Source organism: Prevotella sp. HCN-7019 (assembly GCF_037890215.1).
In the GTDB taxonomy this organism is placed as follows: Bacteria; Bacteroidota; Bacteroidia; order Bacteroidales; family Bacteroidaceae; genus Prevotella.
Genome location: NZ_JBBKBO010000002.1, coordinates 26,071 through 42,290 on the forward strand (window position 1 = coordinate 26,071; position 16,220 = coordinate 42,290).

A 16,220-nucleotide genomic window follows, 5' to 3' on the forward strand; every position below is an offset into this window, starting at 1 on the left:
TATTTAAATCCATAATTACTTTGTCTTTAATTTAAATTGTTGAATTTTTCTGCTTTCTCGCGAGCCTCAGCCCATGTCTTTGGATTTATAAGGCAATTAATAATAGCCTTACATCCGCAATATATAGCCGGATCAGACAATATATTTGTGTCTTTTGGCAAACATGGAGTCAACAAGCCATCTGCAATGACCGTAAGATGATGCCGGAGAGCTGCACACGACAAACTTTGAACAACAGCCTGTGCACTGTACTTATATCCATCCTTGCCGATAACATTATATTCCACAAACTTCTTACTGACATTATCAACATACGTCTTAGCTTCACCTGCTAACGACTGCGCAATAATAACAGAGGCAAAGGTCTGCCGGTCCACAACTTTGGGATATTTGCCAAGGAAATTCGATATTGCCACATGTAATTTCTTGCAATGTGGTTCTATTATACTGTATGCAGCGTTACCGAAATCACACATCCATATACTTTCTTTGTCTCCTTTCATCTGTGCATTTATTGCTTTATTCAGTTTGGATATTTCTTTAGGTATCAAACATACAGATCTACGAACCTGATGTCTTACGAGCGATGCACAATTTTCCTGCAATTCATCTACTGCGTCACCAGCCACAATAATTGCAATATGTGCAAGTGCAGCAGCAGCGTACAAAGTTGCAGCATATTCCTGCCGACTTTTTTCAACTAATATCTGTGTATGTTTTGTATTATTTATTATTTGCATATTATATGTTTATTTTCATTGTTAATATCTATTACGTACTTTTATGTTGAAATTATTCCGCAGAATTGTTGCGGAATTCCGCGGGAATTTCACTATTTGCAGAATTTTTTCTGCACCCATATATTCATTTCTTTAACTCCTCAATAAGTGCATCAGCAAATCTTACAGCTTCCCTTGCAGAACCTTGTAGTGACTTAAATTCAAATCCTAATTCAGAATCATCTGCTCTTTCTGCGTTTCCGTCATCGAGGTATATTGCAGCAAGCATTTCTTTTGCTATCTCATAACGCCGCTGCTCCCAATTAATTTCTATATTTTCATTTGCTTCCATATTATCTATGCTACTTTTTTTATTAGGTTGATGTTCTTGTTTACCAAATCTATTATTTCATCGTGCATCGGCGTGTTAGTGTTACATACTCCACGACTCTGTACGATCTTGAATGTTTTTAGGCTTAATTCTATGGTTTCAATGCGATTCCCGGACTTATCCTTTGCGGATAGTATAAGGCTTTCTTTCTTCTTGTAATAGCCGCAAGAATATACACAATGGTGCATCTTTTCACCCTCTTCGGCCATTTCGGCAACGGAACTGATGACCGATATCACAATATTATCGTTACCGAAGCAGATTCCGAAAAAACGTCCTTTCTGTTCCATGTAGGTATCTTCCCATTTCCGAGCTTCCTCGATACGTTTTTTCTCCTGGATTTTTTCCTCCCTGATACTTTTCTTTTTCATGAGCCGGTCATGTTCTTTTTTCAAACTCTTTGGGCACACGTATTTAGCATTATGTGTATCAAGGTGAAAATAATCAAGTAAATGTAGATAATCATCATACATAGAACCATCCTTAATGGTATATCCGTTACGATTGCAGATATTGACAGCCCACGGATGAGAAAGTTTACCTCGATGCAAATAGAACTCCAGCATTTTATACTGATGTGTTTTCAACAACATTTCTGCATATTCACTTTTCCCAAGAAGTGAACGTATCAACACGGCTGGAGTAATATTATGGAAAGACGTGCGAAGTCCATTTCTTCGAAGTATAGGAAGCAAATTTACTTTCGGATATATCTTTCCATGCAAATCATAACATTTATACCCATAATAGTCATAATTATTTTTGATGCTTATTGGTTGTGTATATATCCATGCGTTTCCTCCCATATTCATCGGCTTGGCCATCACGGTTTCTTTCAAGTCTTCAGTTATCCACTGCTGACAGACTTCCTCCGTATGATAAAACATTTCTTCCGTCTTTATATTTCTATACTTACTTATTTCCACATGTCGAAGGATCTGGAATTCATTTACAACTGTGACGATTGTCATGTATTCATACTGACAAAACCTTTTCTTTCTGCTGGACTTAATAGCAATACGTTCACCACAGTAAGGACACCGTATATAACCATCTTTCTGTCCGGTTAAATCGATCCATATTCTTCCACATTCACTACACCACATTTCATCCTTACAACGGTAAGCATTATGTGGGAAGCAGTGTTTCTTTCCCCATCGTATTTGAGCTTCTGTTATAGCCGGCAGCCTGCTGCTTAATTCGGCCACCAACTTTTCACGTTTATTTCTTGGCCTCATAGTTTTAAATTTCAAATAATGACGGCTGCAAAGTATGGCTTTTTTCTCTCTCGGCTTTTCGGCGTTCAGCAAGTTTCCTTGCTTTTTCCTGTTCTGCAGCTTTCATCCGGCCAATACACAGCTGGCGGTATTCATTAACAGCCTGCTCATAGGCTTTCGCCTTATCTTCCTCAGAAAGTTCAACAGCCGGAACCGATGCACTCACCTTAGTTTCTTCCGGCAGTCTGTTTATCTTAATATCATCCTCGTCATAATAGTGGACCGCCAGCCCGAACACTTCAGCATCGGTCATATAAACTGCATTCCCTTTTTTCTTGGCTTCTCCAATGACATACTCTAAACACTCGTCTATATTCTTGTTCTTCTTCGCATAATTTTGCGCGAAAAGTTCATCGTTTTTTGCCCGTTCATCAAGATATGCCTTAATTACATCCCTGACAGTATTTTGTTCTTTGTTCATAATAATAGTTTAATGATTACATTATAAGCAAAAACTAAATAGAGGAAATCTTTCCTAAATTTCCTCTATTTACCGTTTAACATATCACAAATAACCTATATAGGATAAGCATCGCATAATAAATTATTACAATACTTTCAAATAGTTATCTTCATACTCTTTGTCCCCATTTAAATGCTTCGAGGATCATATAATACAGCTGTTTCTTTTCTTCTACAGTACAGAATTCAAAGCTGTCTACATATTCTAAAAAAATAAAATCTGTATTCATAATCATGCTTTTCATTTTCTAAGGCTTATACCACTGAAAAGGACAGTTTTAGTTATCGCTTTCAACCGATCGACAGTTCGTTCCCCATATTTTTCCCGTAACTCGTTTATAGATAAATTTGTAGTCAGAATAAGAAGTTTGCCTTTCTTTTCAGCCTCATCAGTCAACTCTGCAAAAGCAAGTCTTTTTTCGCCGTATTTTACGCTTAAACATTCCGTCCCGATATCGTCTATGTAGATGATGTGTTTTTGCTTCACAGCGTCCAAATCGGCGTTCATTTGCTGGGCATCATAGCAGTTTACCACCTTTCCGCAATAATGGTTCAGGAGTAGAGGAAGAATCTTGCCGCAGATAAGGGTCTTTCCTCGACCGCAGTTTCCGAAACACAGAAGGCCACGGCCATTATTGTCTGTCAACCATCTAACCACTTCATCGTACTCAGGAAGCCATTTGGCATTTTCCCTGGTGAAATATTTGATACCTGCCCAGAGAACTTCTTTAGCATCAGTAATAGATACCTGTACGGTATTAGGAATAGAGAAGAAGCCCGTATCTTTCAAGCGATCTATTGTCTGTTGAAAATCAATCTGTTGCATATTACCAACCTTTATCTTTATATTTTTCAATTGAATTATCTTTTAAGGTCACACCAGTATCGGTTTTTGTATACATACGTTCCCGATTTGCCCATGCAGATAACCTTCTTGACAGTTCCCATGTTTTTTCCAATTCATAGCGCATCTTCGTTTCTGATTTGTTTAACTCACTCCAATAATCAAAGAAAGCTCTGATCATTTCTTTCGGATATTGTCCAACAAAAGAAACCAATGACTGATAAAAAACATTTTTTCTTGAGAGAGTAGCGGCTTTAGCCGCGGCCTTCTTTGGCTCTACGTTAGTAGAGTTTTCTTTAATATTATTCTTTCCTTTTATTTGCTTTGTGTCACCCGTGTGTCGCTCTTCTGTCTCATTTTGTAGGTGTGTCACCGGTTGTGTCAATAGCTGTGTCGTTAGTTGTGTCACTTGCAAACGTAACTTGCTGATTTCTTGCACAATAGTTGTGTCACAGCCTGTGTCATTTGCTGTGTCACCACTTGTGTCAGAAGGAGTGCCGTTGTACTCATTGTATTTAACCAAGGTTATTATGTTCATACCTTGTTCCTGAGAGAGTGTTATCATATTTTCTCTTCTCAAGAAAGCAAGAAAAGTCCTTACCTTTCTTTCTGTCCAGTGCCAACGTCTTGATAAAAATCTTATAGATGCAGGATATTGTCCTCTTGTATAAGAGACTTCTCGACCTCCGATACTCTCCATACGGGGCGTTGCCTCAAATCGTGCTGACTGAATCAAGTCAAGCCACGCTTCGCAACTGCTAAAAGTCCGGGCTTCATTCCACATATCATTCGAGAAGAACTTGCGGCTTAGTTTTATATATCCTTCCATAATATTAGAATCTCACATTGGTTAATTGTCGTCCCTTTGAATACACGGCCCATTTTCCATTACCACCGTCTACAAGACGAAGATCCTTTACTTCACCAAAGCGTTTGATGTTACCACAGAGGTCTGGGACGCATTTGTCACGTCCCATCTTTTTTATATTTCCATACATATCCATAAGATGATTTTGCTTTTCCAAGACAGCACTCATTTATATGCGACTGCCTAAATCCATAAGTTCTAACTATTTCCATTGTGGATGGAAACTCTCTGACAAATTCACCATCCAATGTATATTGCAAGACTGCTTTTGCACCATGCTTATTCGTTTGCAATTTAGCCCTGCGTTTTATACCTGTTCCATACCGAATATTATATGCACAATCACACCATTCAAGATTTACAACTCTATTATCATTTACAATCTCATTTTTATGATTTACTTGCTGATAATTATTCGGGTTAAGTATGAAATGTTTAGCGACAAGCCTATGCACAAGAAACTTATGCTCAACACCATTTTTGCTAAGATGCACACATAAATAACCATCTTTATCAGATGAGCCTTTTAGAACCTTACCTTTTCTAAGGTATGTTCTATTTACGCATAAGTTTACTCTTGGCAAAGATTGTATTCTGCCTAAATTTGATACTTGGTACAAACCTTCGTACCCTTCAATATCTTTCCAAATTTCGTCCATAATTATTATTGTTTAAAAGTGAATTAAAGGCGGTCTATACCGACCGCCCTATAATCATGTGAGAAAATTATAATATTTGTGTAGCCAACATGCCCACACAGGCCTCATGATGATCTATACCTTTATAATGCCTTACAAAATCCCTGAACTGGTCCATAAGCCCCATTTGTATAATGAAAGAATACGCTTCGTTCTTGGCATTCTTCTCAACATCAAAACGCTTTTGTATCTCATTTACAAAATCTTCAAATACAGGTATCGAATACGGATTTGAACATTCTAATTCAATGGTTGCCCTACTTTTCTTTTTCATAGTTATGCAATTTTGATAAGGTTACACTTCTTAAAACATCTATATTCGTTCTTTTCTGTATCGAAGTACACCTGACAGTTATCTGCCGTTTTCTTCGTACCCTTTGTTTCAGGTATTCTGCCACTCATTAAAGTACCGAAAGCCTGGCGCAGCGTGCCGTCTGTTTTCTTGAAATAGAACTCAACCACTTTCTTATGAAGCAATGCACGAAGTTTGATATTAGTCCATGCACATTTCAACGCTTCACTCATTGAATAACCGTTCTTGCGTACAAATGACCATGCCATTTGCATAACCTCTTTCATCTGACTTCTAAATTTTGTGCTCATACTACTTATATTTTATGTGTTATACTTAGTTCGTTTACTTTGATAGTGCAAATGTATAATTTTAATTATTCATTTCAAAGAAAAAGTGTATATTCAATTATCCTTTTAACACTAATTAGTATAAACATAACTATACATATCATTATAAAAGGGTATATTTGTAATAATTTAAGCACATGATTATGAATAGAATAAAAGAGATTTTGAAAGAGAAAGGTATAACTCAACAAGAGTTAGCCGACAAATTGGGTGTCACAAGAATATCTATAGTAAAAACATTAGCAGGCAATCCATCACAAGAAACTCTTGAGAGAATAGCAAAAGCCCTAAATGTACCAATGTGGCAACTCTTTGCTTCACCTGAAGAAATTCAGCATACAGGAAATTCTTTAGTTTGCCCTAAATGTGGTACACCACTTGAGTTAAAAATCAAAGAATAAAAGAAAGAGAGCGTTTCACAACGCCCCCAATCCAAAACACATAAAATATATCATTAAAATCTATTGCAATGTTTATATATAGCCCAAAATAAAAGAGCGTATATTTGAATAAAATCAAATTATAAGACAAGACACAGCGTATGAAACGTCACTGTAACAAAAAAGGCGAACCGCAGTGAAGCAGACCGCCTTGTGTAAACTGAAAATATTTGTTATTTATCATTTTCTTCTATGTCTTTTTTCTGATTATTAGGAAAATGTCCTTTCAAAACAATTAAACCAAGACCTATGATGTTAACTGTTGTTGTCGTAAGTATAGCGGCCATGATACCTCCACTTATAAAGCCCCCTTCTATGTTGGCAATAGCAGAAATTATGCTATTAAGAACTACAACTATCAAGACTATTATGAGATACCATGCAATTACCCTTGTAGCCCATCTTTCCAGTCTACGACGTGCGTGAGTGTCTTCAAGCATACGTTGTTGATGTAGAAGTTCCTTCGTCGATTTTAACAAACTTTCTTGTATTCTATCACTGTCATTAAAATTAGCTACTATTGTCTCTGCAACACTGGTAAACGTGTCATGTCCTTGTTTGGGTTTTGGTTTTGTCTTACCGAAAAAGAACTCTTTTATGGCTATGGCTATATAGTAACCACCATATTTCCATTTGCATTCTTTTGATGCTCCAATACCTACTTGTTCATCAAAAATTCCATCAGTATTTTTCAATTCTTTAGGCCCTGTTTCCATGCACCGCTACCAAAATATTCTTTAATGTCATTATCATCAAGTTCTGTCCTCCAACGAACCTTACCATCCTTAATAACTACTTTTGACCAAGGAGTGTCAGGTTGATGAGACCAAGCTGTAAGGCTTTTAGCAGTGTAATAACATAATTCGTCTGTTATTGCAACAATACTTTTGAGTGTGTCTGTATCTTTTAGAAATTCCTCTTTCTCTTCCGTTGTCAATTCACAGCCAATAATGCTATTATATCTATTGTATGAACGTGGGAACACTGGACCAAACGGCCAGGCCTGTGGCTTATCGTCACTGAAAAGATACTTATCTTTATGTTCTGCCAAATATAAACCATAACAAGCAAACAGGATTTTCTGCAATTGTGTCCTGTTCAATGTGATGCGGTGCTTATTAAATGCAAGCCACGCTATCAGCCTAGCGTAATTAATACTCGTAAGTTTCATTGTCGGATTTTGGCATATAGCTCTTTTCCATTTGCAAAGTTACATAATATTTGCCATATAAGACATTGATATAAGTCAATTTTATGTTTGCACCACAAAGTTTAACATTTAGTTATTTATACGTTGCCTTCTGCTGGTAATCTCGTAAAACATAACTCATAATCCCTTCTCTCTTTTTAGTTTTCTGTTTATAGCTTTATAGTATTTGATAAGCTGCTCGTATTCAAAGTCGCTCATTTTTGATGTGCGGGCTGCTTTCAGTTTGAGCATATCAAAAGCCTGCTGTCCGATTTTGGCAATCAGATTCACACGATATCCTTCCAGATGATCCGCCTTGAATCTGTTGCAGTGCCGACATTCAGCATTACAATTCTTCTCGTCATACCTTGTGGCAAGATGTGTCCTACTGAAATAGTGTCCACAGTCAGCCTGCTCAAACGGCTTTATTTGTCCGCATGAAATACAGCGGAAAAAGCCGTTTGGCATACAATCGCGAAGCCGGATAAAAAGGGAGAACTCTTTGTCGAGCTTCGCCTTTAAATCCGGCTTCTTTTTGATCTTAATCCCTGCCCTATCAAATAACGGCAATGGTTTTTCTTTCTTCTTTTTAGGCTTCTTGATATAGTACGGCATTATTTAAATCCCCATTCTTTTATATAATTAATATTATCAGGAAAACCCTGTATTGGTTCAGGGCTGAGGAATATTTTTTCGCTTTTCAATGGTGTGCCTCCCCATACTGTTGGGGAGCATTCTTCATATTCTTCTTTAGAAACATCACTTACATTAAAATGGGGTTGAAAACCATATCCCATTACGCTTTCCCCTAAGTAAGTACCAAACTTCTTTAAAGCCCATTGAAATGCGATTTCTTTACTGAATATTCCATTTTTAGAAAACACAGCCACATATATTTTATGCTGGAAATATCCTGTTTCTGTTAAATCAGGATGGCATCTGATACAGAAATACTTAATACGTGAAAGTATTTTTTCAACAAAAGTCTCATGTTTTTCGCAATCTTCTTTCGTCAAAAACTCTTTTCCATCATTAGCGATGTAAACAGTCTTAGTTATTTTTTTCGTTTCCATATTCTTTATTTTGAGATTATTTGTGGACGCAGCGGGAATCGAACCCGCCCAACCATCATGGTTTTACTTGCCCCATATATTAGCTAATTCAATGAAGCAAGTTCATGAAGATATTGCGCAATTACTCCACTCTAAAGCACGTCCTGTGCTTGCGCCCGTATGCCCGTCTTTCCGGGCTGTCAATTATACTTCGATGATTACGATATCAGGGGCAACACCTTTGATCGCTTCAATCTGTTCGTCGATCACTTTGTTCTTGTATTCTTCAATAGTCTCATTTGCACCTGCAGAGACCAAGGACAGAGAAACATCTCGGCCATCAACGTCTGCATAAATCTCAACTTCTATTTCTTCACAGGCAAAGCCCTTGAAAAGAGGAATATTGAGCTTGAACGATTTAGGAAGATTGGAATCTACAACCTGTGAATAATTGTCTGTCTTGCTTCCATTTTCTTCCTTGCTGCGCTCTATATCCTGATTAACCTTTGCCTTGAAGTTCTTCAAAGTGGACACAAGCATCATGTTCTCAGACTTATCCTTGAAGAAGGCACGATGCATCTTAAAAAACTGAGACAGCTTGATCGGTTCCCATTTCTTCTCGGTGTTGATGCCGAACTCCTGCATTTCTTTTGAGGTTATCAGAAAGCCACAGACTTCAGTTTGATAGTAGTTGGTCTCATCAATGGTCAAAGCCAATCCCATCTTATCACGATTGACAATGATATTTGATGCTTTCTGATTAATTAATACAATACGCTTTTCCAGCCATTTGAATGGTGCTTCAATGGTTCCGGCAATTGAAACTTTTTTAGGCTCTTTCGGATCAAGCGGTTTTGCAGCTTGTCCTTCTCTTAATACTACTTCGATAGGCGTACCATTATAGTCTTTCGGTACAATCAAGTTGATTTTGTTCTCACTCATAATTAATTGTCTGTTCCTGTTTTACGGTTAATACTAAATACTGTCTTCTGCATTTCTTGTGGCATGATAGGGCGGCTATATACCAATTCGCCCAGTCTGTTATAGAAGCCAGCCATTTTTTCGTCATGATAGAGAATCTTGGCGCATTCTTCATTGTCAACGAACTCAGTTCCCCTTTTGATGTGGTCTAAAAGTTCTTGTTTTTCTTCGTTTAATGGTTTTAGGCGTTCTTTGAACTCTTGCATAGCTTCCTTTTTCTCCACTTCAATATCATTGATGGAGATAGAGACTTCTGCAAGCACTTCTTTCTTTTGTGCAAGTTCATCTGGCGTGAATCGATGCGTATATCCGATTCTCTCTATCGCGTCTGCATTATCTTGAAGAAACTGCCATCGTTCCTTCTCTGGAATGTCTTGTCCTAAAAATTTGTCCATAATCAAATAAAGTCTTTATTGCGTTCGATTTCTTGTTGTGCAAAAATTAGCATCTGTTGTTCGTTGGCAGCAGGCAAGTATATTCCTGCGACGGATGCGCTCCAATTACGGAAACGATCAATACTCAAAATCATCTCACCTGTTGTCAACTCAGCAGAACTTCTCAGATAGGTTACTTCCTTACCCTTTTTGTTGACAGTCTTTCTCTCAAACAAATCACGGTTGCAGGTCCTTTTGTAAAAGTCAATTTTAGCCTCTTCAAGACTGCAACCGTATTCACTACCGAAATACCCTAAAAGCAGATGCAAATAGCTGTTCTGTGCAAGTGTACGATTCGGAAGTTTCTTTTTTACCTCCACAATCGCACGTTCTTGGAACAACTTGTTTACGTATGCTTTGAACTTAGGTATCTCATACTCGTTTTGTAAATTGAAAATACTCATAATTAAAACGGCAGATCATCATTTTGTTTAAAGCCTGCTTCCATCGTAGGTGCAGAATGCCCATAATCAAGTTTGGGCACAGATGCCGTTTGTTGCGTTCTCTGTTGTTGGCTTACCGGACCGCGCTGTACGCGCTCAACCTTATATGCTCGCACCGTGGTGAAATACTTTGTCTGCTGTGACTGTTCGTCTAAAAACTCGCGACCATTAAGATCAAAAGACACAGTTACCAGCTCATCAGTACGATACCCCTCAAGCAGTCTGCACAACTCCTCGCCTCCAACCTCAAAGGCAGGGAAATTGTCAAACTTTTTCTCGCCAGTATATGGGTCGTATCTCGATGCATCAATTATTAATTGACGTTTCATGAAAGTCGTACCCTTCTTTGTGGCTATGCTTTCTGTTGGCGTGATCCTATAGATACGCCCTGTAATTGTATTTGCCATAATCAACTGATTGATTTATTTGTAAGATATTTTACAAGATCTCTGTCCTCGGCCCACTGCAGAAATTCATGCAACAGATTTAGATTGTCCTGTTCCAATCCTGGGTAGCGGTAAACAGTTATAGGTTCACGGCGTGTGAGAGGAATACCTCTCACATCGCCACCATGCTTATCAGGATTGTATCCGTCAAAGATGAACAAATCGAAGTGAAAAACATCAGCTCCGAAGAGCTGCATATAGAAACGCCATTGGCAAGAGTCCGCGTAATCCTTATCGTTCGGGACGCTGTATTTCGTCTTTATATCTCTGATTTCCAGACCATCAATCATATCAGCACATCCCGTAACTACTGCATCCCCGAAATCCATGTACTCACGTATCTCGTGAAACGCCTGCGGATGTTCAGCACGATATTCCAGTGCGACCTTACACTGCGGTACATCCAGTGTGACTTCATGACCTTCAATATCAAACTTGCGTCCACATGGCACTTGTTCCTCAACAGGCTTACCGCGAAACATGAATGTGCGGATACCGGCAGGGACTTTAACACAATAAGGCTGGCCTGTCTCCACTATAGAATGAAAGGCAGTACCGATACGTGTGTAATCATTGCCAACGAATTTCTGCGTTATGCAGTCAATAACGGACTGTTCGGGTATCTCGTAGTCAAACTCTGATTGTCTGAACCAACGTCTGAATGTTTCAATCTGAGTCACACGGATAAGAGGTTTATGCTGCTGTATCATTCTTCTCTTCTTTCAAATGGAATCTCTTTGTCTTGCCATCATATACAAACCCTTTGTCAGAAAGGACTTTTTTTATCTCTTCAAAGAAAGGCTTTTTGAAAATCTGCGGCAGACTCTGCGACACATCAAGCAGTGCGGCAGCTTCTTCCTCTGTAGCCACATTGGTGAGCTGTTCACGTAAATTCTTGAGAGTATCATTGGCTTTGCGCTGCGCCTCACTTCGGTTCTGTATGGATAACTTCACATTCTTTATTATTCCAGCCATGAACGTACTGAAATCCGGATCCGTATTATCAGGTATTACCAGAGAGCCGAGACCTGCGACATTTTTTCCTACAAAGTTATCCATAGGCTCAAATCGTATGGTGCGCTTCCCATTCTCCTTGCAGATATATCCAACCTGGTCTGCAATACGAATGAGCAAATCTTTACTCTGTCCAGTACAGTCGGGTGCATGTTTGATGATGTCCCCGTCTGCCGTTTCCTTGTCGTGACAGATGAAAATAAGATCAGAGCCATTAGAGCGCAATGTATTTACAAACATCTTGAAGTCATCCGCCATCTTACCGAAACGCTTGAGCGAATTCGATGCGAGCTTGTAGTTCTGCTCGACAGCGAATACAGATAGGTAATCATCGAGAAGAGCCTTGGCGGTATCGACGATTATTGTCTTATAACCTTTGAAGGTAGCGTATTCAGACGCTATATCCTGCCATTTGGATGCCTCCAACGTGTCTATACGCTGTACGGCACGGTCATATCCTCTATCTGTATCTATCAAAAGAGGATTGTCTGCTGTGGTGGCAACTGAAGTCTTACCTGTTCCCGGCGTGCCGTAAAGCACGATGATTATAGGACGTTCCGGGGCAACGTCGTTCTTTCTGATAATTGGCATAATATTTAGTTTTAAAATTGCATTAACATGTCATACGCGAGTTCTTCTATACGCGACTTATCCACGACAGGCAGTCCGAGATTGTCATCGCATGTATCATACTCGACATCTATCACTCTGCATACAGCGGCAGTCGGGATAAAGTATCCTGTGCCGTCGTAGTAATCGTCTTCCCTGTATCCATCCACTTCCACATCGACTGTGAGTATTACGGCTAAGTCACCCTTATCTACAGACACCCGGGATATACCGGCATTGACGCATTCTGTGCACGCCACCGCCATGTTCTCATAATCCTTGTCGGTTAATTTCATATCCTTGTGAATTTATACCAGGCTTTGTAAATACTTTTCCCATACACTGACCACAGCCACGCTATCGTAATGGCAAGTATCGTAGCGTCACCCGTCACACAGGTGTACGCGAACGCCGCCACATTGGCGACAATCATTAGAAATTTCATGTCTTTGTATGATATTTTTTGATTGTTATCTATTGAATGAATCTGTATCCTGCAAGCACTCGCAGGACTACACCTGATTGTATATATACCAAGCCGATACAATCATATCGGCCTGTATAAGATTTTATTAGTAGTGTTCCCGTGCCCGGTTCAACCGCAGCCTCAAAGGACAGCACGGGATAAAGATAAAACGTCAAATATATCTGCCCTACTCGCGTCCTCGCCGTCAGGTCATGGATTGTCAGTCTCGCCGACGGCTTCGCTTTCGTTTTTTCAATATGTCAAAGATCTACAACTGAAGTCTACCCTTACGGCTTACTGTGTGCATCTGCACCTTGCGTTTCGGAACTTCATTTGATTTGTTGTGTCGCCGCTCTCGCTGCGTGTTGCAAGTCTTTAGCTTTCCCGACACATTTTATTGCACATCATGATATGTCATCATACTTGTTGATTACTTTCAGCAATCCGACGGTCGCCAAAGCCTGTTTGATTTCTCTTTTTGAATAGTACAGTGGTGAGTTCACCGCCGTACCCTTTCGCCTCGCCCGAACAGATTTATTCTTTACGAGAGTTTTAAATGTACCCTCGTCGATGTGCATCATCTTCAGCCATCCTTTCACATCCTTCTGCTTGAGCATGTCCTGTGCCGGTTCATAAGCCCTTACAGCCTCCATGAAACCCACTTGCACAAACCTTTGAAGCGTATCATTCAGTTCGCTAAATTCCATTGTTATTTTCATAGCCAATTACATACAAATAGATATCAGGTTAGCCTTCTTAAAGCACCGCCATTCTTGTTTTTCAGTGTCGTAGAACACCTGAACGGTGTCATTTCTCTTTCTGTTGTCAGTACCGGCAATAGCAGGTATCAGGTTGTCTTTCAGTGTGCCATAAGCCTCTCTGACGCTACCGTCAACTTTCTGGAAGTAGAACTTTACTATTCGGTTCTTCATCGCAGCTTTCAACTTAATATTAGCCCAAGCTGCCTTCAACGCCTCACTCATAGTAAACCCATTTCGCTTCACAAACTGCCAGGCGAGTGTCATAATATCATGTAATACATTTCTTTTCATAATCGTGCGTTTTTTAAGTAGTTTAAAATTCTCTTACATACCCCTTTTCGTAGGCTGTCTTGCGTATGCGTTCTGCAAGATCTGTATCTGTGATATAGGATAATGCAAACCTTACAGTGTTTGGTGCGACTTTACAATCAGCTACCAACTTGTTCATACACCCACGTCTTAGTTTTATTTTTTTTCTCTGTGTCATTGCTGTTATATTTTATTTGTGTATATTTGCAGATAAACGCTATATAAATGCTGCATCTTTGTTAATTCTGATGCAAATATAAGATAATATCTTGATATAAACAAGATGATATTAAGATTTTATCTTGTTATAAATAATATTTAACATTTAGCCTATGAAACCTGATGAAAAATTAAATAAAATACTGGAATACTTAGGGATAAATGCGTCTGAGTTTGCGTTTAAAATTGGAGTAAAAACCAATCAAGCAATATACGACATCTTAAAAGGAAGAACAAAAACACTTTCTTCGTCAATGATAGACAAGATATCATCTTGTTACCCTGAAATTAATCGCATATGGCTGCTCACGGGCGAAGGCGAGATGCTTAATTCCAGTAAGAAAGATTCAGGACCTCTGATTAATTACCAAACAGGTGTACCATATTATAATGTAGATTTTATTGGAGGTTTTGATATTGTACTTAATGATCAGACAATCACACCTGAATATTTGATTGACTTCAAAAAGTACAACGAGGCGACTTGCTGGTGTAACGTATCTGGACACTCGATGGAGCCGGAGATAAACAATGGAGATATCATCGCCCTAAAAAAGATTGAAGACTTCTCATTCCTCCCACTCGGCGAGGTCTATGCCATAGTAACAACTAATGGAATGCGTACAATCAAGCGCCTGGGTCCCTCACAGAACCCGGAGTGCTATACTCTCGTACCGACAAATAAATCACCCGAATACGGCATTCAGGAACTTCCCAAAGATATGATAGAGCATATTTTCCAGGTTCTTGGATGTATGAAAAAGCTGTAATTTAGAAAAGGAGACAAACTATGAAAATTAAATGCTTACTATTATTACTTTCTACAACATTAATATTTGCTTGCGGGAACAGCAAACCTTCAGCAGAACAAAAAGATAAAGCCGAAAGATATATCCAACGTCTTATGGACGCAAAAATTAATATACATGACGGAGAACTTACTGATGCAAACTTTCTCATACTTGCCGTAGATGCTTATCCAGGAGCTAACTTTGACACATATGCAGAAACATACCTTGATGATGCATTACGAGCGGGACTCAATATAAAAGGAGTCTATATTGTAGATGTAAAGGACTGTCAAATTGGTGACGGATGGGTAACAGGCAAACGTATCGGAAGAGCCTATAAAAATTAGAAAACCTCAAATTGTTTTAGCAATGTTTTAGCAAGATATAATAAAATGCCCATAAATAAAGGAAAAATGCTTAGATTCCGGTTCTGAAGGTCTTGGGTTTGAATCCCAACGGGATCACATAATAGAAAAGAGGTGAATTGATTGATTCACCTCTTAATTAATAATATACATATTCTAATTTCACAAACGTATAAGTAACAGAGGCAGACATCACGTTGTAATTAGATATATGAAGAATTTGTGAAGTAAATACTTATAAAACACCTTTTAAATATCGGCGACAAAATTATAAAATGAAGAATAAGAAAAATATGATTGTAATAGTAAATATCATAATACAATTATTGTGGTATGCTATTACAATGGCTATTACAAACTTTGTAATTAAAACATGGTTTAATGATTTTAATAAACCTTGGAAATATATTCTCGGAGGTATTGTATTTATTGTCGTTATAACATTGATCACTATAATCACAAATATAATAAAAGCGAAAAAAGACCCAGACATTCAAACAGCTTCCAATTTAGGAATTCCAATTAACAGATACCGCAAATATAAAGAATTGTATGATGAACATCAACGTTTAATGCTACATTACGGTATTGAATCAAAAGAAGCTAATGATTATTTTTCATCTTCTTTTAAACAAATAAAATATCCAAATGAATGGCATAAGTTTCAGCAATCACAATACAAAAGCATTAATAATATATTGAAAGAAAAATAATTTAACGTGAGTTATACGAATTCACGTTAAATATAGTACTTTTATCGTTATATTCATAATTATTAATTCAATTATATTATTACCTAT

Annotated in this window: 28 protein-coding genes and 1 pseudogene; 4 read left to right on the plus strand and 25 right to left on the minus strand. The window is 38.3% G+C overall.

The genetic code is table 11. The annotated features are described in order from the left end of the window. Positions 1-26 precede the first annotated feature (26 nt). From WKT13_RS03150 to WKT13_RS03195, 10 genes and pseudogenes are all read right to left on the minus strand, one after another. Positions 27-740, minus strand: a complete 714-nt coding sequence (locus WKT13_RS03150) for a hypothetical protein (RefSeq protein WP_340322797.1) — start codon at positions 738-740, stop codon at positions 27-29. A gap of 124 nt (positions 741-864) precedes the next feature. Then, positions 865-1,071, minus strand: a complete 207-nt coding sequence (locus WKT13_RS03155; RefSeq protein ID WP_340322798.1) for a hypothetical protein — start codon at positions 1,069-1,071, stop codon at positions 865-867. Between the two features lie 5 nt (positions 1,072-1,076). Further along, a complete protein-coding gene (locus tag WKT13_RS03160) occupies positions 1,077-2,348 on the minus strand; it encodes a PcfJ domain-containing protein (RefSeq protein WP_340322799.1) in 1,272 nt (423 codons plus the stop codon). 4 nt (positions 2,349-2,352) lie between these two features. Then, the gene (locus tag WKT13_RS03165; RefSeq protein WP_340322800.1) at positions 2,353-2,808 is read right to left on the minus strand and encodes a PcfK-like family protein; all 456 of its coding nucleotides are present in this window, start codon (positions 2,806-2,808) and stop codon (positions 2,353-2,355) included. A gap of 282 nt (positions 2,809-3,090) precedes the next feature. Further along, complete coding sequence (locus tag WKT13_RS03170) at positions 3,091-3,675, minus strand: nSTAND3 domain-containing NTPase (protein WP_340322801.1); 585 nt, start codon at positions 3,673-3,675, stop codon at positions 3,091-3,093. Position 3,676: 1 nt separating this feature from the next. After that, the gene (locus tag WKT13_RS03175; protein WP_340322802.1) at positions 3,677-4,522 is read right to left on the minus strand and encodes a hypothetical protein; all 846 of its coding nucleotides are present in this window, start codon (positions 4,520-4,522) and stop codon (positions 3,677-3,679) included. Between the two features lie 4 nt (positions 4,523-4,526). Continuing rightward, positions 4,527-4,652, minus strand: a pseudogene (locus tag WKT13_RS03180) (DEAD/DEAH box helicase); the annotation flags it as partial. A 7-nt stretch (positions 4,653-4,659) separates the two neighbouring features. Then, the gene (locus WKT13_RS03185; protein WP_340322803.1) at positions 4,660-5,220 is read right to left on the minus strand and encodes an NUMOD4 domain-containing protein; all 561 of its coding nucleotides are present in this window, start codon (positions 5,218-5,220) and stop codon (positions 4,660-4,662) included. 67 nt (positions 5,221-5,287) lie between these two features. Then, the gene (locus WKT13_RS03190; protein ID WP_340322804.1) at positions 5,288-5,533 is read right to left on the minus strand and encodes a hypothetical protein; all 246 of its coding nucleotides are present in this window, start codon (positions 5,531-5,533) and stop codon (positions 5,288-5,290) included. 2 nt (positions 5,534-5,535) lie between these two features. Further along, on the minus strand, positions 5,536-5,862 hold the full coding sequence (locus WKT13_RS03195) for an SH3 beta-barrel fold-containing protein (RefSeq protein WP_340322805.1): 327 nt from the start codon (positions 5,860-5,862) through the stop codon (positions 5,536-5,538). A 182-nt stretch (positions 5,863-6,044) separates the two neighbouring features. Between WKT13_RS03195 and WKT13_RS03200 the strand changes: the two genes are divergently transcribed. Further along, on the plus strand, positions 6,045-6,302 hold the full coding sequence (locus tag WKT13_RS03200; RefSeq protein ID WP_340322806.1) for a helix-turn-helix domain-containing protein: 258 nt from the start codon (positions 6,045-6,047) through the stop codon (positions 6,300-6,302). A 212-nt stretch (positions 6,303-6,514) separates the two neighbouring features. Here the strand turns inward: WKT13_RS03200 and WKT13_RS03205 are convergent, their stop codons facing one another. The 15 genes from WKT13_RS03205 to WKT13_RS03275 all read right to left on the minus strand — a co-directional run bounded on the left by WKT13_RS03205 (position 6,515) and on the right by WKT13_RS03275 (position 14,184). Continuing rightward, complete coding sequence (locus WKT13_RS03205) at positions 6,515-7,057, minus strand: hypothetical protein (RefSeq protein ID WP_340322807.1); 543 nt, start codon at positions 7,055-7,057, stop codon at positions 6,515-6,517. Beyond that, positions 7,033-7,512: a Panacea domain-containing protein gene (locus WKT13_RS03210; RefSeq protein WP_340322808.1), complete on the minus strand. Its 480-nt coding sequence runs from the start codon at positions 7,510-7,512 to the stop codon at positions 7,033-7,035. Before WKT13_RS03210 ends, WKT13_RS03205 begins: the two co-directional genes overlap by 25 nt. 156 nt (positions 7,513-7,668) lie before the next feature. Next, positions 7,669-8,145: a recombination protein NinG gene (locus WKT13_RS03215; RefSeq protein WP_340322809.1), complete on the minus strand. Its 477-nt coding sequence runs from the start codon at positions 8,143-8,145 to the stop codon at positions 7,669-7,671. Continuing rightward, positions 8,145-8,603, minus strand: coding sequence for a hypothetical protein (locus WKT13_RS03220; RefSeq protein WP_340322810.1), 459 nt, complete (start codon positions 8,601-8,603; stop codon positions 8,145-8,147). The genes WKT13_RS03215 and WKT13_RS03220 overlap by 1 nt, the downstream gene beginning before the upstream one ends. A 183-nt stretch (positions 8,604-8,786) precedes the next feature. Continuing rightward, positions 8,787-9,524, minus strand: coding sequence for a hypothetical protein (locus WKT13_RS03225; protein ID WP_340322811.1), 738 nt, complete (start codon positions 9,522-9,524; stop codon positions 8,787-8,789). 2 nt (positions 9,525-9,526) lie between these two features. After that, positions 9,527-9,958 carry a hypothetical protein gene (locus WKT13_RS03230; protein ID WP_340322812.1) on the minus strand — a complete coding sequence of 144 codons (432 nt, stop codon included), beginning with the start codon at positions 9,956-9,958 and terminating at the stop codon, positions 9,527-9,529. 2 nt (positions 9,959-9,960) lie between these two features. Further along, the gene (locus WKT13_RS03235) at positions 9,961-10,401 is read right to left on the minus strand and encodes a hypothetical protein (protein ID WP_340322813.1); all 441 of its coding nucleotides are present in this window, start codon (positions 10,399-10,401) and stop codon (positions 9,961-9,963) included. Positions 10,402-10,403: 2 nt separating this feature from the next. Continuing rightward, complete coding sequence (locus WKT13_RS03240) at positions 10,404-10,847, minus strand: DUF3127 domain-containing protein (RefSeq protein ID WP_340322814.1); 444 nt, start codon at positions 10,845-10,847, stop codon at positions 10,404-10,406. 2 nt (positions 10,848-10,849) lie between these two features. After that, complete coding sequence (locus tag WKT13_RS03245; protein ID WP_340322815.1) at positions 10,850-11,566, minus strand: PD-(D/E)XK nuclease family protein; 717 nt, start codon at positions 11,564-11,566, stop codon at positions 10,850-10,852. A gap of 13 nt (positions 11,567-11,579) precedes the next feature. Beyond that, the gene (locus WKT13_RS03250; protein ID WP_340322816.1) at positions 11,580-12,491 is read right to left on the minus strand and encodes an AAA family ATPase; all 912 of its coding nucleotides are present in this window, start codon (positions 12,489-12,491) and stop codon (positions 11,580-11,582) included. Between the two features lie 11 nt (positions 12,492-12,502). Continuing rightward, positions 12,503-12,805 carry a hypothetical protein gene (locus WKT13_RS03255; RefSeq protein WP_340322817.1) on the minus strand — a complete coding sequence of 101 codons (303 nt, stop codon included), beginning with the start codon at positions 12,803-12,805 and terminating at the stop codon, positions 12,503-12,505. Then, positions 12,802-12,954 carry a hypothetical protein gene (locus tag WKT13_RS03260; RefSeq protein ID WP_340322818.1) on the minus strand — a complete coding sequence of 51 codons (153 nt, stop codon included), beginning with the start codon at positions 12,952-12,954 and terminating at the stop codon, positions 12,802-12,804. Before WKT13_RS03260 ends, WKT13_RS03255 begins: the two co-directional genes overlap by 4 nt. Positions 12,955-13,379: 425 nt before the next feature. Beyond that, positions 13,380-13,682, minus strand: a complete 303-nt coding sequence (locus WKT13_RS03265) for a hypothetical protein (RefSeq protein ID WP_340322819.1) — start codon at positions 13,680-13,682, stop codon at positions 13,380-13,382. A gap of 18 nt (positions 13,683-13,700) precedes the next feature. After that, complete coding sequence (locus tag WKT13_RS03270; protein ID WP_340322820.1) at positions 13,701-14,027, minus strand: SH3 beta-barrel fold-containing protein; 327 nt, start codon at positions 14,025-14,027, stop codon at positions 13,701-13,703. A 22-nt stretch (positions 14,028-14,049) separates the two neighbouring features. Further along, the gene (locus WKT13_RS03275; RefSeq protein ID WP_340322821.1) at positions 14,050-14,184 is read right to left on the minus strand and encodes a hypothetical protein; all 135 of its coding nucleotides are present in this window, start codon (positions 14,182-14,184) and stop codon (positions 14,050-14,052) included. A 193-nt stretch (positions 14,185-14,377) separates the two neighbouring features. Here WKT13_RS03275 and WKT13_RS03280 point away from each other — a divergent pair, with 193 nt between their 5' ends. The 3 genes from WKT13_RS03280 (at position 14,378) to WKT13_RS03290 (ending at position 16,133) form a co-directional block, all read left to right on the plus strand. Beyond that, positions 14,378-15,034 carry a LexA family transcriptional regulator gene (locus WKT13_RS03280; protein WP_340322822.1) on the plus strand — a complete coding sequence of 219 codons (657 nt, stop codon included), beginning with the start codon at positions 14,378-14,380 and terminating at the stop codon, positions 15,032-15,034. Between the two features lie 20 nt (positions 15,035-15,054). Then, a complete protein-coding gene (locus tag WKT13_RS03285; RefSeq protein ID WP_340322823.1) occupies positions 15,055-15,402 on the plus strand; it encodes a hypothetical protein in 348 nt (115 codons plus the stop codon). Positions 15,403-15,695: 293 nt separating this feature from the next. Beyond that, complete coding sequence (locus tag WKT13_RS03290) at positions 15,696-16,133, plus strand: hypothetical protein (RefSeq protein ID WP_340322824.1); 438 nt, start codon at positions 15,696-15,698, stop codon at positions 16,131-16,133. Positions 16,134-16,220: the final 87 nt, after the last annotated feature.

Excerpts from the sequence above, each read along its gene's own strand:
- WKT13_RS03150 (WP_340322797.1), bottom strand. The coding sequence starts at position 740 with ATGCAAATAATAAATAATACAAAACATACACAGATATTAGTTGAAAAA.
- WKT13_RS03155 (WP_340322798.1), bottom strand. The coding sequence starts at position 1,071 with ATGGAAGCAAATGAAAATATAGAAATTAATTGGGAGCAGCGGCGTTAT.
- WKT13_RS03160 (WP_340322799.1), bottom strand. The coding sequence starts at position 2,348 with ATGAGGCCAAGAAATAAACGTGAAAAGTTGGTGGCCGAATTAAGCAGC.
- WKT13_RS03165 (WP_340322800.1), bottom strand. The coding sequence starts at position 2,808 with ATGAACAAAGAACAAAATACTGTCAGGGATGTAATTAAGGCATATCTT.
- WKT13_RS03170 (WP_340322801.1), bottom strand. The coding sequence starts at position 3,675 with ATGCAACAGATTGATTTTCAACAGACAATAGATCGCTTGAAAGATACG.
- WKT13_RS03175 (WP_340322802.1), bottom strand. The coding sequence starts at position 4,522 with ATGGAAGGATATATAAAACTAAGCCGCAAGTTCTTCTCGAATGATATG.
- WKT13_RS03185 (WP_340322803.1), bottom strand. The coding sequence starts at position 5,220 with ATGGACGAAATTTGGAAAGATATTGAAGGGTACGAAGGTTTGTACCAA.
- WKT13_RS03190 (WP_340322804.1), bottom strand. The coding sequence starts at position 5,533 with ATGAAAAAGAAAAGTAGGGCAACCATTGAATTAGAATGTTCAAATCCG.
- WKT13_RS03195 (WP_340322805.1), bottom strand. The coding sequence starts at position 5,862 with ATGAGCACAAAATTTAGAAGTCAGATGAAAGAGGTTATGCAAATGGCA.
- WKT13_RS03200 (WP_340322806.1), top strand. The coding sequence starts at position 6,045 with ATGAATAGAATAAAAGAGATTTTGAAAGAGAAAGGTATAACTCAACAA.
- WKT13_RS03205 (WP_340322807.1), bottom strand. The coding sequence starts at position 7,057 with ATGGAAACAGGGCCTAAAGAATTGAAAAATACTGATGGAATTTTTGAT.
- WKT13_RS03210 (WP_340322808.1), bottom strand. The coding sequence starts at position 7,512 with ATGAAACTTACGAGTATTAATTACGCTAGGCTGATAGCGTGGCTTGCA.
- WKT13_RS03215 (WP_340322809.1), bottom strand. The coding sequence starts at position 8,145 with ATGCCGTACTATATCAAGAAGCCTAAAAAGAAGAAAGAAAAACCATTG.
- WKT13_RS03220 (WP_340322810.1), bottom strand. The coding sequence starts at position 8,603 with ATGGAAACGAAAAAAATAACTAAGACTGTTTACATCGCTAATGATGGA.
- WKT13_RS03225 (WP_340322811.1), bottom strand. The coding sequence starts at position 9,524 with ATGAGTGAGAACAAAATCAACTTGATTGTACCGAAAGACTATAATGGT.
- WKT13_RS03230 (WP_340322812.1), bottom strand. The coding sequence starts at position 9,958 with ATGGACAAATTTTTAGGACAAGACATTCCAGAGAAGGAACGATGGCAG.
- WKT13_RS03235 (WP_340322813.1), bottom strand. The coding sequence starts at position 10,401 with ATGAGTATTTTCAATTTACAAAACGAGTATGAGATACCTAAGTTCAAA.
- WKT13_RS03240 (WP_340322814.1), bottom strand. The coding sequence starts at position 10,847 with ATGGCAAATACAATTACAGGGCGTATCTATAGGATCACGCCAACAGAA.
- WKT13_RS03250 (WP_340322816.1), bottom strand. The coding sequence starts at position 12,491 with ATGCCAATTATCAGAAAGAACGACGTTGCCCCGGAACGTCCTATAATC.
- WKT13_RS03255 (WP_340322817.1), bottom strand. The coding sequence starts at position 12,805 with ATGAAATTAACCGACAAGGATTATGAGAACATGGCGGTGGCGTGCACA.
- WKT13_RS03260 (WP_340322818.1), bottom strand. The coding sequence starts at position 12,954 with ATGAAATTTCTAATGATTGTCGCCAATGTGGCGGCGTTCGCGTACACC.
- WKT13_RS03265 (WP_340322819.1), bottom strand. The coding sequence starts at position 13,682 with ATGGAATTTAGCGAACTGAATGATACGCTTCAAAGGTTTGTGCAAGTG.
- WKT13_RS03270 (WP_340322820.1), bottom strand. The coding sequence starts at position 14,027 with ATGAAAAGAAATGTATTACATGATATTATGACACTCGCCTGGCAGTTT.
- WKT13_RS03275 (WP_340322821.1), bottom strand. The coding sequence starts at position 14,184 with ATGAACAAGTTGGTAGCTGATTGTAAAGTCGCACCAAACACTGTAAGG.
- WKT13_RS03280 (WP_340322822.1), top strand. The coding sequence starts at position 14,378 with ATGAAACCTGATGAAAAATTAAATAAAATACTGGAATACTTAGGGATA.
- WKT13_RS03285 (WP_340322823.1), top strand. The coding sequence starts at position 15,055 with ATGAAAATTAAATGCTTACTATTATTACTTTCTACAACATTAATATTT.
- WKT13_RS03290 (WP_340322824.1), top strand. The coding sequence starts at position 15,696 with ATGAAGAATAAGAAAAATATGATTGTAATAGTAAATATCATAATACAA.